Raw genomic sequence first — 15,576 nt, 5'->3', positions numbered from 1 at the left:
TCATTTGTTGGACGAACCTTATACACTTATAATATTCCTTTTAATTTTTTTGTCAAATAAATTTGTTCAAATTCCAAAAAAACATACATTTTTCATTAATTATTTATTCATATTAGTCTAAATTTATTAATATAAAAAATATTACATATTTCGTAATTTTTATATTTAGGACATTAATTATAAATATTTTTAATTATTTATTAATATTATAAGGCTTAATAATACTTTTTCTTCCATTTTTTTTAATCATTCTATTAATTGTTAGACTTATTTTTTTATGTAGTTATGTAACGTTTACCTTAAGTGTTCATATAAATGTTTTTTCATTTCTAAGGGTTTTTAGGTATTTATAGAAAATAAAAACAGTATCTTCTAGATATTTCAAATTATCTAAAAGATACTGTTTTCTTAATTTATTTATAGAGAAGATTTAAATATTTGTATTATTGAGTCTTTATCTAATAGTTTATAACCATCTATTATTCCTTTTCTAACACAATGCTCTGCCATATCTTCAAAATGCTTATCATTTATATTTATTTCTTTTAAACAACTTGGTATTTCTAATGATTTAAAAAATTCTCTAGTTTTTTCTATAGACTCTTTAGCTATCTTTTCTTTATCTAAACTCTTATCTATATCCCATACATTAATTCCATACTGAACAAATTTTTCTATAGTTGTATTATCTAATACATATTCCATCCAATTTGGAGTTAATATTGCAAGCCCGACTCCATGAGTTATATCATAATAGGCACTTAATTCATGTTCTATTGGATGAACACTCCAAGCTCCTGACTTACCATTTGAAAGTAATCCATTTATTGCAAGACTAGATGCCCACATTAAATTTGCTCTAGCTTCATAGTTTTCTCCATCTCTATAAGCGATTGGTCCATAATGTATACAAGTTTTTAAAAGTGCTTCGCACATTCTATCTTGCAAATAAGCCCCTTCATTTTTACTAAAATAAACTTCCAATATATGACTCATTATATCTGCTGTTCCAGCTGCTGTTTGATTCTTAGGAACTGTATAAGTATATTCTGGATCTAATATAGATGCTTTTGGTCTTAAATCTGGATGACCAAATCCTAATTTTTCTCGTGTTTCTAAATTACTTATTACTGCTCCTGCATCCATTTCTGATCCTGTTGCTGCTAATGTTAAAACTGATATTATAGGAAGAACTTTTTTTATTTTTGAAGAATCCACTATTAAATCCCATGGATCTCCATCATAAAAACTTCCTGCTGATATAGCTTTAGCACAATCTATTGTGCTTCCTCCACCTATTGGAAGAATGACATCTATTTTATCACTTTTTACAAATCTAACTCCACGTCTTACTGTATCTATTCTTGGATTTGGTTCTACACCTGAAATTTCTATACATTTTATATTATTTTCATTTAATAAATCTAATACTTTATCATATAATCCTATTTTTCGTATACTTCCTCCACCATACACTAGTAGAACTTTTTTACCATACTTTTTTATTTCATTTGGTAAGTTTTCTATAGCTCCTTTACCAAAATGGATATCTGTTTTAATTGAATAATGAAAATTCTTCATAACATCGCCTCCTTTTCTCATTATAGTAGTATAGTATACTGAGTTTGTTATTATAATATTAATATTTTTTTATTTTACTTTTTTATTATATTTTTATTATAATAAAAAAGACTTATTGTCAATTAATAAATTATATTAATTAAAGTTTAAGGAGGATTTATGAAAAAGAATATAGATTTAATTTCTTATCCATTTCTTAATGAAGATTTTGGTCCTGTAGACCATGAGGTTTTAACAGATTATCTATCTTCTATACTTGGAAGAATTTATTCTTTAAATACACCTTTAAAAGAAGAAACATTTTGGCTTATGGATAAAGTTCTTCATTTAAATGGCTCAATTAGAGGAAAACTTGCTATATTTGATTCTGATATAAAATATGGATTAAACTTAATTTCAAAATTAAAATCTTATAATAAAGATAGAATTTCTGGTTTTGTTTATCCAATTGGACATCCTATAGCTTGTGAATATCATGTTGCAAGAGGAATTGCTAAAAGAGTTTGTAGAAATTTATATTTATTAAAAAAAAGCGGAACTAAAGTTCCTGAAATTTTATTAGATTTTTCTAATTTAATAACTAATTTGTTATTTCTTTTTTCTTTGGAAGTTAATAGGTTAAACAACATCCAAGAAAAAATTTTTATATCAAAATCATATTAAAGGAGTTATATAATGAAAAAATCAATTTTACCAAAGATAATTATAGCTATAGTTGCTATATTAGTAGTTATCGGGATAGTTTTTGCTTCACATAACCTTATTAAAGGGCAAAAAGGAGAAAAAACTATAACTATAACTATAGAAAATCAAATAGATCATAAATATTTAATGAAAGATAAGAAATTTGAAACAGATTCAAAAACACTTGCTGATTTCTTAAAAGCAAACCAAAAAGACTTAAAAGTTACTTTTGAACAAACTAAATGGGGTCCATTTATAACTGGCTTAATGGGTGTTGATAGTACAAATATGGATAAAGGTCCTTGGTGGATGTATTCATATGACTCTCCATCACAAAATTTAAATTTAAAAGTTGGTGCAGCACCAGCTGCTGATAAAATAAATCTTGCTAATGGTGATAAAATAGAATTTGTATTTACTAATAATGCGGGGTAATTTAAATTGTCAGCTAAAGATATAACTAGAATAGCAGTTTTATCTGCAATACTTTTTATAGTGTATTATTTTGGGTCTACGCTTATGTATGTTAGTATAACTAATTTTGTAATACTTCTTTATGGAGTATATGTTAAAAGAAAAAATGCTTATATTACACTTATAGTATTTTGTTTTTTAGTTATGCTTTTATATGGATTTGGAATGTGGGTTATAATGTATTTTGTTTTATTTCCTCAATACATACTTATATATTCAGCCTTATATAAAAGATGCAAATCTGAATATGTTTTAGCTTTTGTAGGTGCTTTTTTAACTTTCATTTGTGGAACATTAATAGATTTACCTTTTATAATTTCAACTGGACTTGGAGGGCATGCTTTAGTTGTAAGGCTTGTATTAGGCTTTGAAACTGATTTAGGATCAACATTATGTACACTATTTGGAGTATTATTCTTATTAAAACCTCTAAAAAGAGCTTTTAAAGGAATGGAAAATTAATAAAAAGTGTCTACTCTTAAATTTAAGGTAGACACTTTTTATTTAATTATATTAATATTTCTATTTACATATAGAAACATATCTTGTGAATTTACCTTTGCAAACTTTACAAGCATCTAATATTTTAAATCCTGCTTCTTTTATTATATCATCCATATCTTCAAATGTTATTATTATCATTTTATCACTTATTCTTCTAGCAGTATTTATTATGCCTCTTTGTTCTTTTTCAGTTGTTTTTGTAAAAAGTCCATAAGGAATATCTATTATAGAAACATCATAATGACTTTCTAAATCATGCATACTTCCTTTAGTAACTCTTTTTTCTAATCCAAAAAATTCTAAATTTCTTTTTGCATTAGCCGCAATTTGAGGATTTATTTCGCATCCACATATGTCAAGTCCCATTGATAATCCTTCTATAATTGTAGTACCAACTCCACAGCAAGGATCAATAACTTTTACATCTTTATGTCCCTTAGTTCCTATATTTACAATAGCCTTGGCCACTCTTGTACTTAATGAATTTGAATATGAACAAGGTTTTCTATCATGTATATGCCACTCATAATCATTTCTAATATTTATTCCAAACATCCATTTTTCATTAACTTTTGTTATGCCAAGTGATATTTCTGGATTATGTATATCAGGAAATCCATTGACTAAAAGACCAATTTCTCTTACACTTCTTAATCTTTCTTCATAAGGCACATTTCCAGTTTCTAATCTTAAATATTCAACTTTAAACTTTTCAAAAGAAACATTATCAGCTTTTATATTTTCTAAAATCTGCTCTAATGAATCTTCTTCATATATTACATCTAATCTATTTTTTATAAATGGACTATTAGATGGATTAAATTTTCTTTCTGATATTAATATCTTATTATTTGGTTCTTTATTAAATAATTCTCTCATTTCCATCATACATAATTCTGCTTCAAAAACTGGATAATTAACTATGTATAAATACTTTTTAAATTCTTTCATAATTCCTACTTTCTATAAAATTAGTTTTTCCAAAGCATTAAATATTCTTTTTCACTAATTTTAATATTTTCTTTTATATTTATAATTATAAATTTATTTCTACTATAAAATTCTACTGCTTTCTTATTTTTTTCATATACTCTAAGAATAATTTTATTTCTCTTTTCTTTCACAAAATTAATCAAAGCTTTTCCATATCCTTTATTTTGATATTCATACTTAATAAAGATTGCTCCAAGAAATTCTTTTTCCATAAGACTTACAAATCCTATTATTTCTCCATTTAGCTCATAAACATAAGTTTCTGCAGTACTTATATATTCTTTTTTAACTACTTCATATACATTATCCCAATATTCTTTTTTTATAAAAGAATGACAATTTATAGTTTCTTTATACCATAAATTCATTATGTACTCTACTTCATTTTCTTTTAATTCTCTAATATTCATTATTTATTCCTTTATTTGTATTACTTTTATTATTTATCTTTTATTTTACATTAAATAAGTTTTTTTAACTACTTAAAATTCAAAGCCATTTGAAAATGTATACATAAAAATGCTACAATATAATTAGTAAAATTTTGAAATGAGGTGCTTTACTAATGGAAAGAATAAAACTAACAGATGATTTATCCTTCTCAAGAATAATACAAGGTTTTTGGAGACTTAGTAATTGGGGACAAACTCCTTCTGAGACTTTAAAATTTATGAATAATTGTATAGAATTAGGAATAACTACTTTTGATACAGCAGACATATATATGTCTGAAACTTATCAAAGAGAAGCAATGAAATTAGATAAAACTATTAGAAATAAAATAGAAATTGTAACTAAATGTGGTATAAAACCTCCTATTGAAGGTTTATTTAAAGATGTAAAAACACCCCACTATAATTCAACTAAAGATCATATAATAAACTCTGTAGATAATTCTTTAATTAGGCTTGGTGTTGATAATATTGATGTAGTTTTAATTCATAGACCAGATTATTTAATGGATCCAAGTGAAGTTGCAGAGGCTTTTAATGAAATAAAAAAAGCTGGAAAAGTTCGCGAATTTGGAGTTTCAAATTTTACTCCTTCTCAATTTAATCTTTTAGCTTCCTATTATGATGGAAAACTTGTTACTAATCAAATAGAAATTTCTCCACTAACTGTTAGTGCTTTTGAAGATGGTTCTATTGATAATGCTATGATTAACCACTCTTCTTTAATGGCTTGGTCTCCATTAGCTGGAGGAAAATTATTTAAAGATGATTGTGAACAAGCTATGAGAGTTCGCGCATCATTAAATGAATTAAAAGAAAAATATTCCGTTTCTTCTATAGATCAAATAGCTTATTCTTGGCTTTTGAAACATCCTGCAAAAATAATGCCAATAGTAGGAACTTCTAAAATTTCAAGAGTTAAACAAGCTACATCATCTTTAAATATTAATCTTTCTCATGAAGATTGGTATTATATTCTAGAAAGTTCTCTTGGAAGAAGTGTAAAATAAAACCATCTGATATACAGATGGTTTTTTTATTTTTTAAAATTTATATAATTAATATTCTAAAAAAGAGATAGTCTTTACTATCTCCTTTTTACTAAAACAATACTTTTATTCCTAAAAGTATTAATATTACAGCCCCTATTATTTCAGCCCATTGACCATCTATTTTTTTACCCATTATGTAACCTAATACAGATGCAATTACTGATAATATAAAAGTTACTAATCCTATTATTAAAGGAGGAGAAATCATATTACCTTTATATGTAGCAAATGTAATTCCTACAGCTAACGCATCAATACTTGTAGCTAATCCTAAGGCTAACAATTCTTTACAATTTAATTGTTGTACTTTTTCTTCTTCATCTTCATTGCTATTAAAACAATCTATTAACATTTTTATTCCTAATATAATAAAAACTAAAAATACTATTATTTTATTATATTTATCTATAAATGAATAAAAATATCCCCCAATAAATCTTCCTATTAAAATCATTGCCCCTTGGAAAATTCCAAAAGTTAATGCCATACTAACTGTTTCATTAACATTAAATTTTTTAAATGTTATTCCTTTAGCTAGTGCTACGGCAAATGCATCCATTGCAAGCCCAACACCTATTAGAACTATAGATAAAAATCCCATATTTTTTACCTCCATATTTTTATCTTTAAAATCACATTTTATCACTAATTTCAAAAAAAATATAGAGATAAATAAATTATCTTAATGAATTTAATTCATCAACATTTTCTTTTAATGTCTTTATAAATGCATCTACTATTTTAGGATCAAATTGTTTTCCACTCCATTTTCTTAGCTCTTCTATTCCTTCTGAATAAGTCTTTCTCTTATTATAAGGTCTATTTGATGTCATTGCATCAAAGCTATCAACTACAGTCAAAATTCTTGCTAAATAAGGAATTTCATTTTCTTTTAATCCTTCTGGATATCCAGTTCCATCAAATTTTTCATGATGGTACAAAATTATAGGTTTTACTCTACTTAATGACTTAACTGGTTCTATTATATCAACACCATTTTGAGGATGCTCTTTTAACATATTCCATTCTTTATCATTTAAAGGCATCTTTTTAATTAATATTTCTTTTGGAATATTTATTTTTCCTATGTCATGCATATAAGCACCATATTTTAATTCTCTTTTTTCATCTTCAGTTAAATTCAGAGCCTCACCTAAAATTTTACTATAAAAAACAACTCTTTCTGAATGCCCATAAGTGTATCTATCTTTTGCATTTATAACACTTATAAGTGTTTTTATAGATGTTACTAATTCAATATCTTTTTCATCAATATCCCCTTTTATTTCATCTAATATTGATGTATATGTTTCTACTCTATTTTTATTAAAAAATTTAGCTTTATATAAAGCATCATCTGCTGATTTTATAAGTTCAACTTCATTTGCTGCTCTATCAGGATAAACAGAAATACCAATAGAAGCTGTTAAATTTCCATTAGGTTGATTTTCTTGACCTTTAAAATATTTTTTTTCAATTTTTTTTCTTATACTCTCTGCTATATCTGTTGCTTTTTTCTCATCTGTAAAAGGCATTATAACTGCAAACTCTTCTCCACCATATCTTGCAGGAATAAAGTTTAACTTTTTATATTCACTTAATATATTTCCTATTTCTCTTAATATATTATCTCCTTCTTGATGTCCATAAAGGTCATTGTATTGTTTAAAATAATCTATATCTAAAAATATTACTGATAATTTACATTTCTTTTTATCAACCTCTTTTATTGAATTTATTAATGCGTCATAAAAATATCTATGATTATATAGTCCTGTAAGTCCATCTTCATTTGCTAAGCTAGTAAGTTTGTTTATAGATTTATTTGCTAATTTTACATAATATCCAAGTGGCCACGCTGTTAATATGAAAACACCACAAAGAATTAAGTCGTTTTCAAAATAAATGTTAACTTCTGCTTTAGGCATAGCCATAATATCTATGCCAAGTATTATCAAAGAAGATATTAATGCAGTTATTATTCCTCTTTTCATTCCTGATTGAATTGTTGTAGTAGTTATTATAAAAAGAAATAACACTTTATATTGACTAGTGTTTCCTCCTGATATTAATATAACAATAAAAAATATAGACATAAATATTATATTTTCTATTATCTGAATATTATTTTTTGTTTTAGTTAAATGTCTTTTAGAAGTTGAAAAAGACCAAATCACATATATAAATAAAAGTAAAAATATAAAAAATCCAATACCTATTATGCTACATTCTTCATATAATTTATTGTTTTGAACGCTTGCTTTTGCAAAGAAACATTGTAACATTATTGTTCCAGCAAATAATAATGATGCTAATTTTACTAATGCTACAATATCATTTATTTCCATTATATTAGTTGTTTTCTTTTCCATATTATATTCCTCTATTTAACAAGAAAGTTTGCCTTTATAAAAGACAAACTTTCGTATTAACCTACTTCTATTTATCACTTAAGCATTCTGGCTCTTCTGGTTGATAAAAGCTCCATAAGCAAGCTGAAGAAGCAACTAACCCTGCGAAAACTGTTGCTACAGCAGCAGCAGCAAATAAAATTTTTGAATTAATAGTTTTTACCATTTTAAATTCCTCCTAAGCTAAACAATTTATTTAAAAGAAAATCTATTTTTCCAAGAACTATATATCCAAGTTTAGTAATAGAAAAAACCTGCCAACATATTCCCGCATATATACTTATAATATATACTAAAATATATTGTCTATTAAAATTACTATAAATCAGTAGTAGAATTACTGTTATTAATAGATATACAGTTAATATATATATAGATTTTCTCTTTAATCTTTTTCTTTTTTCTTCTTTTTTTATTCTCTTTTTTTCACTATCTCTAGGTGCTAATTTATAAATTAAATAATAAGAAATTATAAATAATATTATTCCTATTATTAATACCGCTGTAAATTTTAAGTTTATATATTTTAATATTATTGGCACTATTATGCATATAATTGTTCCAATAAATGAACATATTCCAGGAGTACTTGCGTGAACTCCACCTGAATATTTTCTAAGTATGCTTATAGTAAAAGACATTATTAAAGCTGGTACTAGTACATTAAATATTAATCCAAATATAATAACTAATCCTATAGATATAGCTATTTGAATTATTGCAAATACTCCATATTGTATGACTTGTCTCTTTTGATCATTTCCGTTAGTCTCTTTAGCTAACTTTATAGCTATTTTATTCGATATTTTTTCTACACTTAGCATTTATAAATTTATCTCCTAATTTTTTTATTAATAAAATTAATATCACAAATATTATTAATGATGGGAAGCCCCATATTATTTTTAAAATTTCATTATTAAATATATAATTTATATTTTCTGCAAACACTTTCATTATTCCTAAATCTAAGCCTTCGCTTAGGAAAAGAACTACTGCTGCTATAATAGCTGCTCTAACAGTATCAATCATATCTATTTTATTTATTTCTATTCCTAATCCAACTAAAATTATTATATTTAAAATAGTATGTATTCCATAACTTATTGGAAGTAATCTTATTAAGTAAACAGAAAAAGATAATAAAACAACTGATGTAAAATATCTTTTAAAATCAAATTTAGCTTTAGTCAAAACATAGAGTGAAAAAACTAATAAAAAGCTTTCTGGAATTGTTATAAATATAAATTCTATAGGCGTTAACCTTAATATATCCATACTTTTACTCCCTAATTTATTTATTTTTACTTTTAATGAATTCTAAATTACAATTATCGCAAACAATTTCATAAAATATATACTGTAAATTTAAAATATCATGTTCAAATAATATTTTATTATATATACTCTATAAATAACTGTAATTAGTTTTATTTAATGTATCATCTTAAATGTGTAAGATTTGAATGAACTAATAATTTACTACCGTTTACACTCATAACAATATTATTAACTTTTCAATCTTAACTTCATTTAAATTATAACATAATAACCATTATTTTTTATTAAATGGTATTTTTTTTTACAATATATTAATCTAACTTTATATTTTATATAATTTTTTCTTTATTTCTAAATCATATTTAGCTATTTTTCTTCAAAATTTATTATAAAGTTATAATTTATAAATAGTTGATTGAAAATATTCTTTTAAAAGGTTAAAATTTAATTGGAACATTTTTGAATAGGAGGAATTTTATAATGTTAAGTAACCAATTATTAGATGCATTAAATGATCAAGTTAATTTTGAATTTTACTCATCATATACTTATTTAGCTATGGCTGCATATGCTGAATCTGTTGATTTAAGTGGTGTGGCAAACTTCTTTAGGGTTCAAGCTCAAGAAGAAATGTCTCATGCTATGAAATTTTATGATTATATCTTCCAAAAAGGTGGAATGGTTAAATTAGAAGCTATAGAAAAACCTAAAGTTGAATATAATAACATAATAGAAGTTTTTGAAACTGGATTCAATCATGAACAAACTGTTACAAGAAGAATTTATGAATTAGCAGATATTGCAACTGCTGAAAGAGAACATGCAACAATGAGCCTTTTAAAATGGTTTGTTGATGAACAAGTTGAAGAAGAAAATAATTTCCAAACTATATTAAAGAAAGTTAGAAGACTTGAAGGAAATCCAGCAGCTATGTATATGTTAGATGAAGAATTAGCTACTAGAGTATTTACTCCACCAACTACACAAGGAAATTAATAAATAGCACACCCATATAAAATATGAGTGTGCTATTTTACTATATATTTTTAAGTTTATTATAATTTTTCTAAATTACATTATTTAAATTTAGTATATTATATACTTTATCACCAATTCAAATTGATCTCTATCTCTATCTATATTTATATATACATTTCCATTTTGCAACTTAAACAAATTTTTTACAATATCTAATCCAAGTCCATTTCCTTCTGTACTTCTTGAACTATCTCCTCTTTTAAACCTTTGAAATAATTCCTCTGGATTTATATTTAATTTTTCTTTAGAATAATTTTTTATACTTATTTTTAAATAATCCTGATAATCTTCTCGTATTTTTTTGGCTTCTAAAAATACTCTTGAATTATTTAAAGAATATTTTCCTATATTAGAAAATACATTTCTAAAAATAGTTTTATTAAATTCTACATCTACATTTAAAACTTCCTCTTCAAAATCCTTTTCTAAAACTTCTATATTTTTTCCTATAAATTCTAATTCATATTCCTTTAGAATATTAAATATTATCTCTTTAATATTTATTCTTTCAAATTTAGCTGATAATTCTCCTTCATAACATTCACTTACTATTTTTAAATTAGATATTAAATGTTGTAAATCTAAAATTTTAGATTTTAATACATCTATATATTTCTCTTTATCACAATCTTTTATATTTTTATTTTCTAATATACATATATAATTTTTTATTGATGTCAAAGGTGTCTTTATATCATGTGATGCATTTGCTATAGTTTCTGTTCTGTTTACTAATGTCTTACTTTCCTTATCTGATAATTCTTCTAATTTATCAATTAATACAGATAGCTCTTTAAATATAATAGAATAAGTACTCCCTAAAATCATTTTAGATTCTGATTCGATACTAATACTTTTCCTAACAGAATCTAATTTTCCTTTTTTTATAGCTTCTCCTAAATTATTAAATCCAGAAGATATAAATCCTCCTATTATTAAATAGTAAACATTGTAGCATACTAAAAATATTATTAGTATTATATTTGCTATAAGCAACAATTTACTTCCTTTTCCAAATCCATTCATAATATCGGAAAAACTATATCCCGTACTAATTTCTGCCCAAATAAAATTTAAACTAGTTAAATATAAACATATAATTACTATTTTAAATAATTTCAAATAAAATTTATTAAATGAAAATTTGTACCCTTCTTTGTTTCTAATTATTTTTATAGCTTTTTCTCTATTTACTATTGCTTGAACAAATGATATTATACTTAAAATTATTATACTTATTAATATATATTTATTTGCTAGTTCTCCAACTGTATAAGGATGTATACCTACTTTACAACTTATCTCCGGTCTTAGAAATATTAAAAATAAAATTAAATATAATCCTATTAAAAATTTATTTTCTATGATAATCTTTTTATCTAATATATTTGCCAGTTTCTTTTCATCTTCTAAAAACAACTCTATCTTTTCAAACATATTCTTCTTTAAATCTATTTTTTCATAAAACTTATAAATATTTTTACTATTTAATATCATCAGAATTATCCCCCTTAAAATTTATAATAACTTTAAAAAGATCTCCATCTATTTCTATATTAAATGTTCCTTTCATAGATTTTATTAAAGCTTTACTTTTCTCTAAAGGTAATCCTGTAACTGAAAAATCTCTTTTATTTTTCACTATGTTAAATATTTCATTAGATTTTATATCTAATTTTTCTTTAGAAATATTTTTTATTTCTATTCTTAATCCGTTATTATTAATTTTAGATTTTATATATATTCTACTTTTTTCTAATGAATGTTTTTCTGCATTTTCTAATACAATCTTTATTACTTCAAAAAATTTCTCACTATCAATTTTATACATAAACTTTTCTTTATCTATTTCTATATCATATATTAAAGTTGAATTTTCTATTGTTGAGGAAAACTCACCTATAATTTGTCTTAATACATAATTTAAATCACATTCTATAAGCTCTAAAGGAATATTTAAGTTCATTGATTTTGCTGTAGTAAAAATATCTAAAACCAAGTTCTCTACTACTTCTTCTTTTCTTTTCAAAATTTGTATATCCTTTTCATTATAATTTATTTGTAAATCCTCTATTTTATTTTTTAATTCCATTAGAGGATTGTCCAAATTTTTTATAACATTACTCATAAGAATATTAACTTCATTTTCATTTCCTCTTATATTATTTTTTAACTCTTTTATACCTTTAGCTATTTTTATTACCCCTTCGCTAGTATTTTTTATTTTTAGGAAATTAGGATATTCTCTCATCTCTTTCTCTATTTGTGAAATTGTAATTTCATTATCATTTATTTTTGATACTATATTATTTAAAGCAGTAACAACAAACAATAATCTAATTTCTTTAATAAAAATCTTTAAGGATAAAATACCTATAAATATAAAGCTAGAAATTAAATATATATATTGTAAATTTCCATTATTACTATAACTCCAAAATACGTATAATAAATAAATAGCTATTAATCCACCATTAATTACATACTTAAGAGCATCTTTACCTTTCAATTTTATATCCACTACCCCATACCACCTTTAAATAAATTGGATTCTTTGGATTCACCTCAATTTTTTCTCTTATCCTTCTTATATGAACCATTACTGTATCTGAATTAATACATCTTTCATTCCAAACTCTCTCATAAATTTCATCACTACTAAAAACTCTATTTAAATTGCTCATTAAAAGCTTTAATATTTTAAATTCTATTGGTGTTATTTTTATATTTTCTCCATTTAACTTCAATTCTTTTGAAAATATATTTAATTCTAAACCTCTAACTTCTAAAATTTCTTTTTCAGTTTTTATTTCTTTTCCTAATAAAGTCTTATATCTTCTCATATTTGATTTAATTCTAGCAACTAATTCTAAAATACTAAATGGCTTTGTCATATAATCATCTGCTCCAATATTTAATCCAAGTATCTTGTCCATTTCTTCACTTTTAGCTGATAAAAAAATAATAGGAATATTACTGTTTTCTCTTATTTTTTTTACTGTTCTAATTCCGTCTAAATTAGGCATCATCACATCTATAATTATCATATCAATTTTTTCTTTATTAAATATATTTAAACATTCTATTCCATCATAGGCCTTTAATATATTCATGTTTTCACTTTCTAAATATATTTCAATAGATTGTACTATTTCTTTATCATCATCAACTACCAAAATTGTATCTTTTTCCATAAATTCTCACCTCATTTCAAATTATATCATCTATTAGAACATAGTTTTATTGTATAAGGTAAAATTTTTATTTTAATTATAAAAAGAGTAATTCAAAATTCATAAAATGAATTCAAATTACTCTCTTTAAATAATTATTTTAAAATAATTAAGTCCACATTCCCATTAATATCATGAATCCTGGAATCCATGCTGTAAAAATACCTTCAAAAATACTTAACCAAGGTACAAAATGCCCTAAATCTTTTTTCCAAAGAATTTCCATTGGTCCTGTAACCCAAAGAACTCCCCATGCCCACCATATAAGTGCCATAAGTACATTATAAATTCCACCCTCATTCCATTGAAGAATACCTGCTGGTATTGTTGTTATAGCAACAAATAATGAATACCATGCAAATGTTCTACTATCAAGATTAAATATAGAATTAATTCCTACGAATAAATATGTAAATCCAAATAATAATCCTGTTCCAGCTGCATAAAATGCTGTTGAATTTGCCGGAGTTTGAGTTTGATCAATTAAAAGAGTCCCAATATTAACAATTACTGATAATCCACCTGTAAATAAATTCATTATAGCTGTTGATTTAGGGTTTATATCTGTAAGTCTGCCTATTCCATTTATCATAAGTACAAAACCAACATATAAAAGAACTGCTCCTAACATAATATGATCTCCTTTCTGAATTTTAATCTAAATCATATTTTTCTTTTAAAAAGACTTCGTCTAATCCTTGTTCTTGTTCTTCTTTACTTACTCTTATAAAGTTTCCTCTATCTATTACTTTCATTATTATAAATGTAACAATAATTGAGTAAATTGCTACAAAAAAAGCACCAAAACATTGAACTAAGAACTGATTCATTCCTGCACTAACTCCATTTATAAATTTATTTGCAAAAACACCTATTAATAGTGTTCCAAGTAAACCACCCATTCCATGTACTCCCCATACATCTAAGGCATCATCCCATTTCATTTTTTTTGCAAATTTTACACATAAGAAACAAAATACTCCTGCTAATGCTCCTATTAATGTTGCAGATAATGGAGAAACATAACCTGATGCTGGAGTAATTGTTGCAAGTCCTGCTACTGCCCCTATTATAGCTTCTAAAAATGAAAATCTTCTTTCTTCTATATAGTACATTATTATCCAAACTATCATTCCTGATGCTGCAGCTACTCCAGTGTTAGCAAATACAATTGCAGCTGTTTCTGCTGCTGTTAAAGTTCCACCAGCATTAAATCCAAACCATCCAAATAAAAGAAGTGCAGCCCCTATAGAAACTAATCCTAAATTAAAAGGACCTTTTTCATTTTTTATAGCTCTACTTCCTAAAACAGCTATAGCAGCTAGCCCTGAAAATCCTGAACTTATGTGAATTACAGTTCCTCCTGCAAAATCTACAAATCCCATTTTAGCAAGAAAACCTCCTCCCCATATCCAATGAGCTACTGGGAAGTAAACTAATAGCATCCATAAAATTAATAATACTATCCATCCTCTTATTTTCATTCTATTTGCTATAGCACCTGTCATAAGAGGTAATGTTATAATTGCAAACATAAGTTGATACATAAAGAATAATAAAAATGGTATTGTTAAACCATAATGTTTATTAATTACAAAATCTAAATTATTAAATGCAAAATATTGTGATGGATCGCCAATTACTCCACCTATATCATTTCCAAAAACAAAACTAAATCCTCCAAAAATCCACATCAATGTTACTATACCTATTGATAAAAATACTTGTAGCATTATAGTTAAAGAATTTTTTTTCTCTACAAGACCTCCATAAAAAAATGCAAGTCCTGGTGTCATTATAAAAACTAAAACTGTTGATAAAATCATAAATGCTACATTACCATGTTCTATTCCATTAAGCATATTTTCACTTC

18 protein-coding genes are annotated in these 15,576 nt (G+C 24.7%); 5 read left to right on the top strand and 13 right to left on the bottom strand.

Annotated features, from left to right (window positions below):
- Positions 1 to 417: 417 nt before the first annotated feature.
- The gene (locus tag HMPREF1092_RS02350; RefSeq protein WP_002596985.1) at positions 418 to 1,581 is read right to left on the bottom strand and encodes an iron-containing alcohol dehydrogenase; all 1,164 of its coding nucleotides are present in this window, start codon (positions 1,579 to 1,581) and stop codon (positions 418 to 420) included.
- A 159-nt stretch (positions 1,582 to 1,740) separates the two neighbouring features.
- Here HMPREF1092_RS02350 and HMPREF1092_RS02345 point away from each other — a divergent pair, with 159 nt between their 5' ends.
- Genes HMPREF1092_RS02345 through HMPREF1092_RS02335 form a run of 3 tightly spaced genes read left to right on the top strand, consistent with a single transcriptional unit; the run spans position 1,741 to position 3,201 of the window.
- Complete coding sequence (locus HMPREF1092_RS02345) at positions 1,741 to 2,244, top strand: hypothetical protein (protein WP_002596984.1); 504 nt, start codon at positions 1,741 to 1,743, stop codon at positions 2,242 to 2,244.
- A 12-nt stretch (positions 2,245 to 2,256) separates the two neighbouring features.
- On the top strand, positions 2,257 to 2,700 hold the full coding sequence (locus tag HMPREF1092_RS02340) for a DUF4430 domain-containing protein (protein ID WP_002596983.1): 444 nt from the start codon (positions 2,257 to 2,259) through the stop codon (positions 2,698 to 2,700).
- Between the two features lie 6 nt (positions 2,701 to 2,706).
- Positions 2,707 to 3,201 (top strand): hypothetical protein, encoded by a 495-nt coding sequence (locus HMPREF1092_RS02335; protein ID WP_002596982.1) that lies wholly within the window; start codon positions 2,707 to 2,709, stop codon positions 3,199 to 3,201.
- 60 nt (positions 3,202 to 3,261) lie between these two features.
- Here HMPREF1092_RS02335 and HMPREF1092_RS02330 read toward each other — a convergent pair whose 3' ends face one another.
- Both HMPREF1092_RS02330 and HMPREF1092_RS02325 read right to left on the bottom strand, forming a co-directional pair.
- Entirely contained in the window at positions 3,262 to 4,194 is a 933-nt protein-coding gene (locus HMPREF1092_RS02330) for a TRM11 family SAM-dependent methyltransferase (RefSeq protein ID WP_002596981.1), read from the bottom strand.
- Positions 4,195 to 4,214: 20 nt separating this feature from the next.
- Positions 4,215 to 4,646, bottom strand: coding sequence for an N-acetyltransferase (locus tag HMPREF1092_RS02325; protein ID WP_002596980.1), 432 nt, complete (start codon positions 4,644 to 4,646; stop codon positions 4,215 to 4,217).
- 155 nt (positions 4,647 to 4,801) lie between these two features.
- Here HMPREF1092_RS02325 and HMPREF1092_RS02320 point away from each other — a divergent pair, with 155 nt between their 5' ends.
- Complete coding sequence (locus HMPREF1092_RS02320) at positions 4,802 to 5,698, top strand: aldo/keto reductase (protein ID WP_002596979.1); 897 nt, start codon at positions 4,802 to 4,804, stop codon at positions 5,696 to 5,698.
- 91 nt (positions 5,699 to 5,789) lie between these two features.
- On the opposite strand, the gene HMPREF1092_RS02315 is transcribed toward HMPREF1092_RS02320, so the two are convergent.
- From HMPREF1092_RS02315 to HMPREF1092_RS02295, 5 genes are all read right to left on the bottom strand, one after another.
- Complete coding sequence (locus tag HMPREF1092_RS02315) at positions 5,790 to 6,341, bottom strand: manganese efflux pump MntP (RefSeq protein WP_002596978.1); 552 nt, start codon at positions 6,339 to 6,341, stop codon at positions 5,790 to 5,792.
- A gap of 76 nt (positions 6,342 to 6,417) precedes the next feature.
- Positions 6,418 to 8,112: a bifunctional diguanylate cyclase/phosphohydrolase gene (locus HMPREF1092_RS02310; protein ID WP_002596977.1), complete on the bottom strand. Its 1,695-nt coding sequence runs from the start codon at positions 8,110 to 8,112 to the stop codon at positions 6,418 to 6,420.
- A gap of 67 nt (positions 8,113 to 8,179) precedes the next feature.
- Complete coding sequence (locus HMPREF1092_RS02305; RefSeq protein ID WP_002596976.1) at positions 8,180 to 8,317, bottom strand: cyclic lactone autoinducer peptide; 138 nt, start codon at positions 8,315 to 8,317, stop codon at positions 8,180 to 8,182.
- A gap of 1 nt (position 8,318) precedes the next feature.
- A complete protein-coding gene (locus HMPREF1092_RS02300; protein ID WP_002596975.1) occupies positions 8,319 to 8,975 on the bottom strand; it encodes an accessory gene regulator ArgB-like protein in 657 nt (218 codons plus the stop codon).
- A complete protein-coding gene (locus tag HMPREF1092_RS02295; protein WP_002596974.1) occupies positions 8,947 to 9,429 on the bottom strand; it encodes a hypothetical protein in 483 nt (160 codons plus the stop codon). Before HMPREF1092_RS02295 ends, HMPREF1092_RS02300 begins: the two co-directional genes overlap by 29 nt.
- Before the next feature lie 483 nt (positions 9,430 to 9,912).
- On the opposite strand from HMPREF1092_RS02295, the gene HMPREF1092_RS02290 reads away from it, so the two are divergent.
- Positions 9,913 to 10,428: a ferritin gene (locus HMPREF1092_RS02290; protein ID WP_002596973.1), complete on the top strand. Its 516-nt coding sequence runs from the start codon at positions 9,913 to 9,915 to the stop codon at positions 10,426 to 10,428.
- 90 nt (positions 10,429 to 10,518) lie between these two features.
- Here HMPREF1092_RS02290 and HMPREF1092_RS02285 read toward each other — a convergent pair whose 3' ends face one another.
- From HMPREF1092_RS02285 to HMPREF1092_RS02265, 5 genes are all read right to left on the bottom strand, one after another.
- Positions 10,519 to 11,967 carry a sensor histidine kinase gene (locus HMPREF1092_RS02285; RefSeq protein ID WP_002596972.1) on the bottom strand — a complete coding sequence of 483 codons (1,449 nt, stop codon included), beginning with the start codon at positions 11,965 to 11,967 and terminating at the stop codon, positions 10,519 to 10,521.
- On the bottom strand, positions 11,954 to 12,991 hold the full coding sequence (locus HMPREF1092_RS02280) for a sensor histidine kinase (RefSeq protein WP_002596971.1): 1,038 nt from the start codon (positions 12,989 to 12,991) through the stop codon (positions 11,954 to 11,956). The genes HMPREF1092_RS02285 and HMPREF1092_RS02280 overlap by 14 nt, the downstream gene beginning before the upstream one ends.
- Entirely contained in the window at positions 12,969 to 13,664 is a 696-nt protein-coding gene (locus tag HMPREF1092_RS02275) for a response regulator transcription factor (protein ID WP_002596970.1), read from the bottom strand. The genes HMPREF1092_RS02280 and HMPREF1092_RS02275 overlap by 23 nt, the downstream gene beginning before the upstream one ends.
- A 148-nt stretch (positions 13,665 to 13,812) precedes the next feature.
- Complete coding sequence (locus tag HMPREF1092_RS02270) at positions 13,813 to 14,334, bottom strand: AmiS/UreI family transporter (RefSeq protein ID WP_002596969.1); 522 nt, start codon at positions 14,332 to 14,334, stop codon at positions 13,813 to 13,815.
- Between the two features lie 22 nt (positions 14,335 to 14,356).
- Positions 14,357 to 15,565 (bottom strand): ammonium transporter, encoded by a 1,209-nt coding sequence (locus HMPREF1092_RS02265; RefSeq protein ID WP_002596968.1) that lies wholly within the window; start codon positions 15,563 to 15,565, stop codon positions 14,357 to 14,359.
- Between the last annotated feature and the right edge of the window lie 11 nt (positions 15,566 to 15,576).

The organism is Clostridium thermobutyricum (assembly GCF_000371465.1).
GTDB lineage: Bacteria > Bacillota > Clostridia > Clostridiales > Clostridiaceae > Clostridium > Clostridium thermobutyricum.
Note: the sequence above shows the minus strand (reverse complement) of the source record. Positions and strands in the feature narration are given on the sequence as shown.

Coding starts and splice junctions, on each gene's coding strand:
- HMPREF1092_RS02350 (WP_002596985.1), bottom strand. CDS start 1,581: ATGAAGAATTTTCATTATTCAATTAAAACAGATATCCATTTTGGTAAA.
- HMPREF1092_RS02345 (WP_002596984.1), top strand. CDS start 1,741: ATGAAAAAGAATATAGATTTAATTTCTTATCCATTTCTTAATGAAGAT.
- HMPREF1092_RS02340 (WP_002596983.1), top strand. CDS start 2,257: ATGAAAAAATCAATTTTACCAAAGATAATTATAGCTATAGTTGCTATA.
- HMPREF1092_RS02330 (WP_002596981.1), bottom strand. CDS start 4,194: ATGAAAGAATTTAAAAAGTATTTATACATAGTTAATTATCCAGTTTTT.
- HMPREF1092_RS02325 (WP_002596980.1), bottom strand. CDS start 4,646: ATGAATATTAGAGAATTAAAAGAAAATGAAGTAGAGTACATAATGAAT.
- HMPREF1092_RS02320 (WP_002596979.1), top strand. CDS start 4,802: ATGGAAAGAATAAAACTAACAGATGATTTATCCTTCTCAAGAATAATA.
- HMPREF1092_RS02315 (WP_002596978.1), bottom strand. CDS start 6,341: ATGGGATTTTTATCTATAGTTCTAATAGGTGTTGGGCTTGCAATGGAT.
- HMPREF1092_RS02310 (WP_002596977.1), bottom strand. CDS start 8,112: ATGGAAAAGAAAACAACTAATATAATGGAAATAAATGATATTGTAGCA.
- HMPREF1092_RS02305 (WP_002596976.1), bottom strand. CDS start 8,317: ATGGTAAAAACTATTAATTCAAAAATTTTATTTGCTGCTGCTGCTGTA.
- HMPREF1092_RS02300 (WP_002596975.1), bottom strand. CDS start 8,975: ATGCTAAGTGTAGAAAAAATATCGAATAAAATAGCTATAAAGTTAGCT.
- HMPREF1092_RS02295 (WP_002596974.1), bottom strand. CDS start 9,429: ATGGATATATTAAGGTTAACGCCTATAGAATTTATATTTATAACAATT.
- HMPREF1092_RS02290 (WP_002596973.1), top strand. CDS start 9,913: ATGTTAAGTAACCAATTATTAGATGCATTAAATGATCAAGTTAATTTT.
- HMPREF1092_RS02285 (WP_002596972.1), bottom strand. CDS start 11,967: ATGATATTAAATAGTAAAAATATTTATAAGTTTTATGAAAAAATAGAT.
- HMPREF1092_RS02275 (WP_002596970.1), bottom strand. CDS start 13,664: ATGGAAAAAGATACAATTTTGGTAGTTGATGATGATAAAGAAATAGTA.
- HMPREF1092_RS02270 (WP_002596969.1), bottom strand. CDS start 14,334: ATGTTAGGAGCAGTTCTTTTATATGTTGGTTTTGTACTTATGATAAAT.
- HMPREF1092_RS02265 (WP_002596968.1), bottom strand. CDS start 15,565: ATGCTTAATGGAATAGAACATGGTAATGTAGCATTTATGATTTTATCA.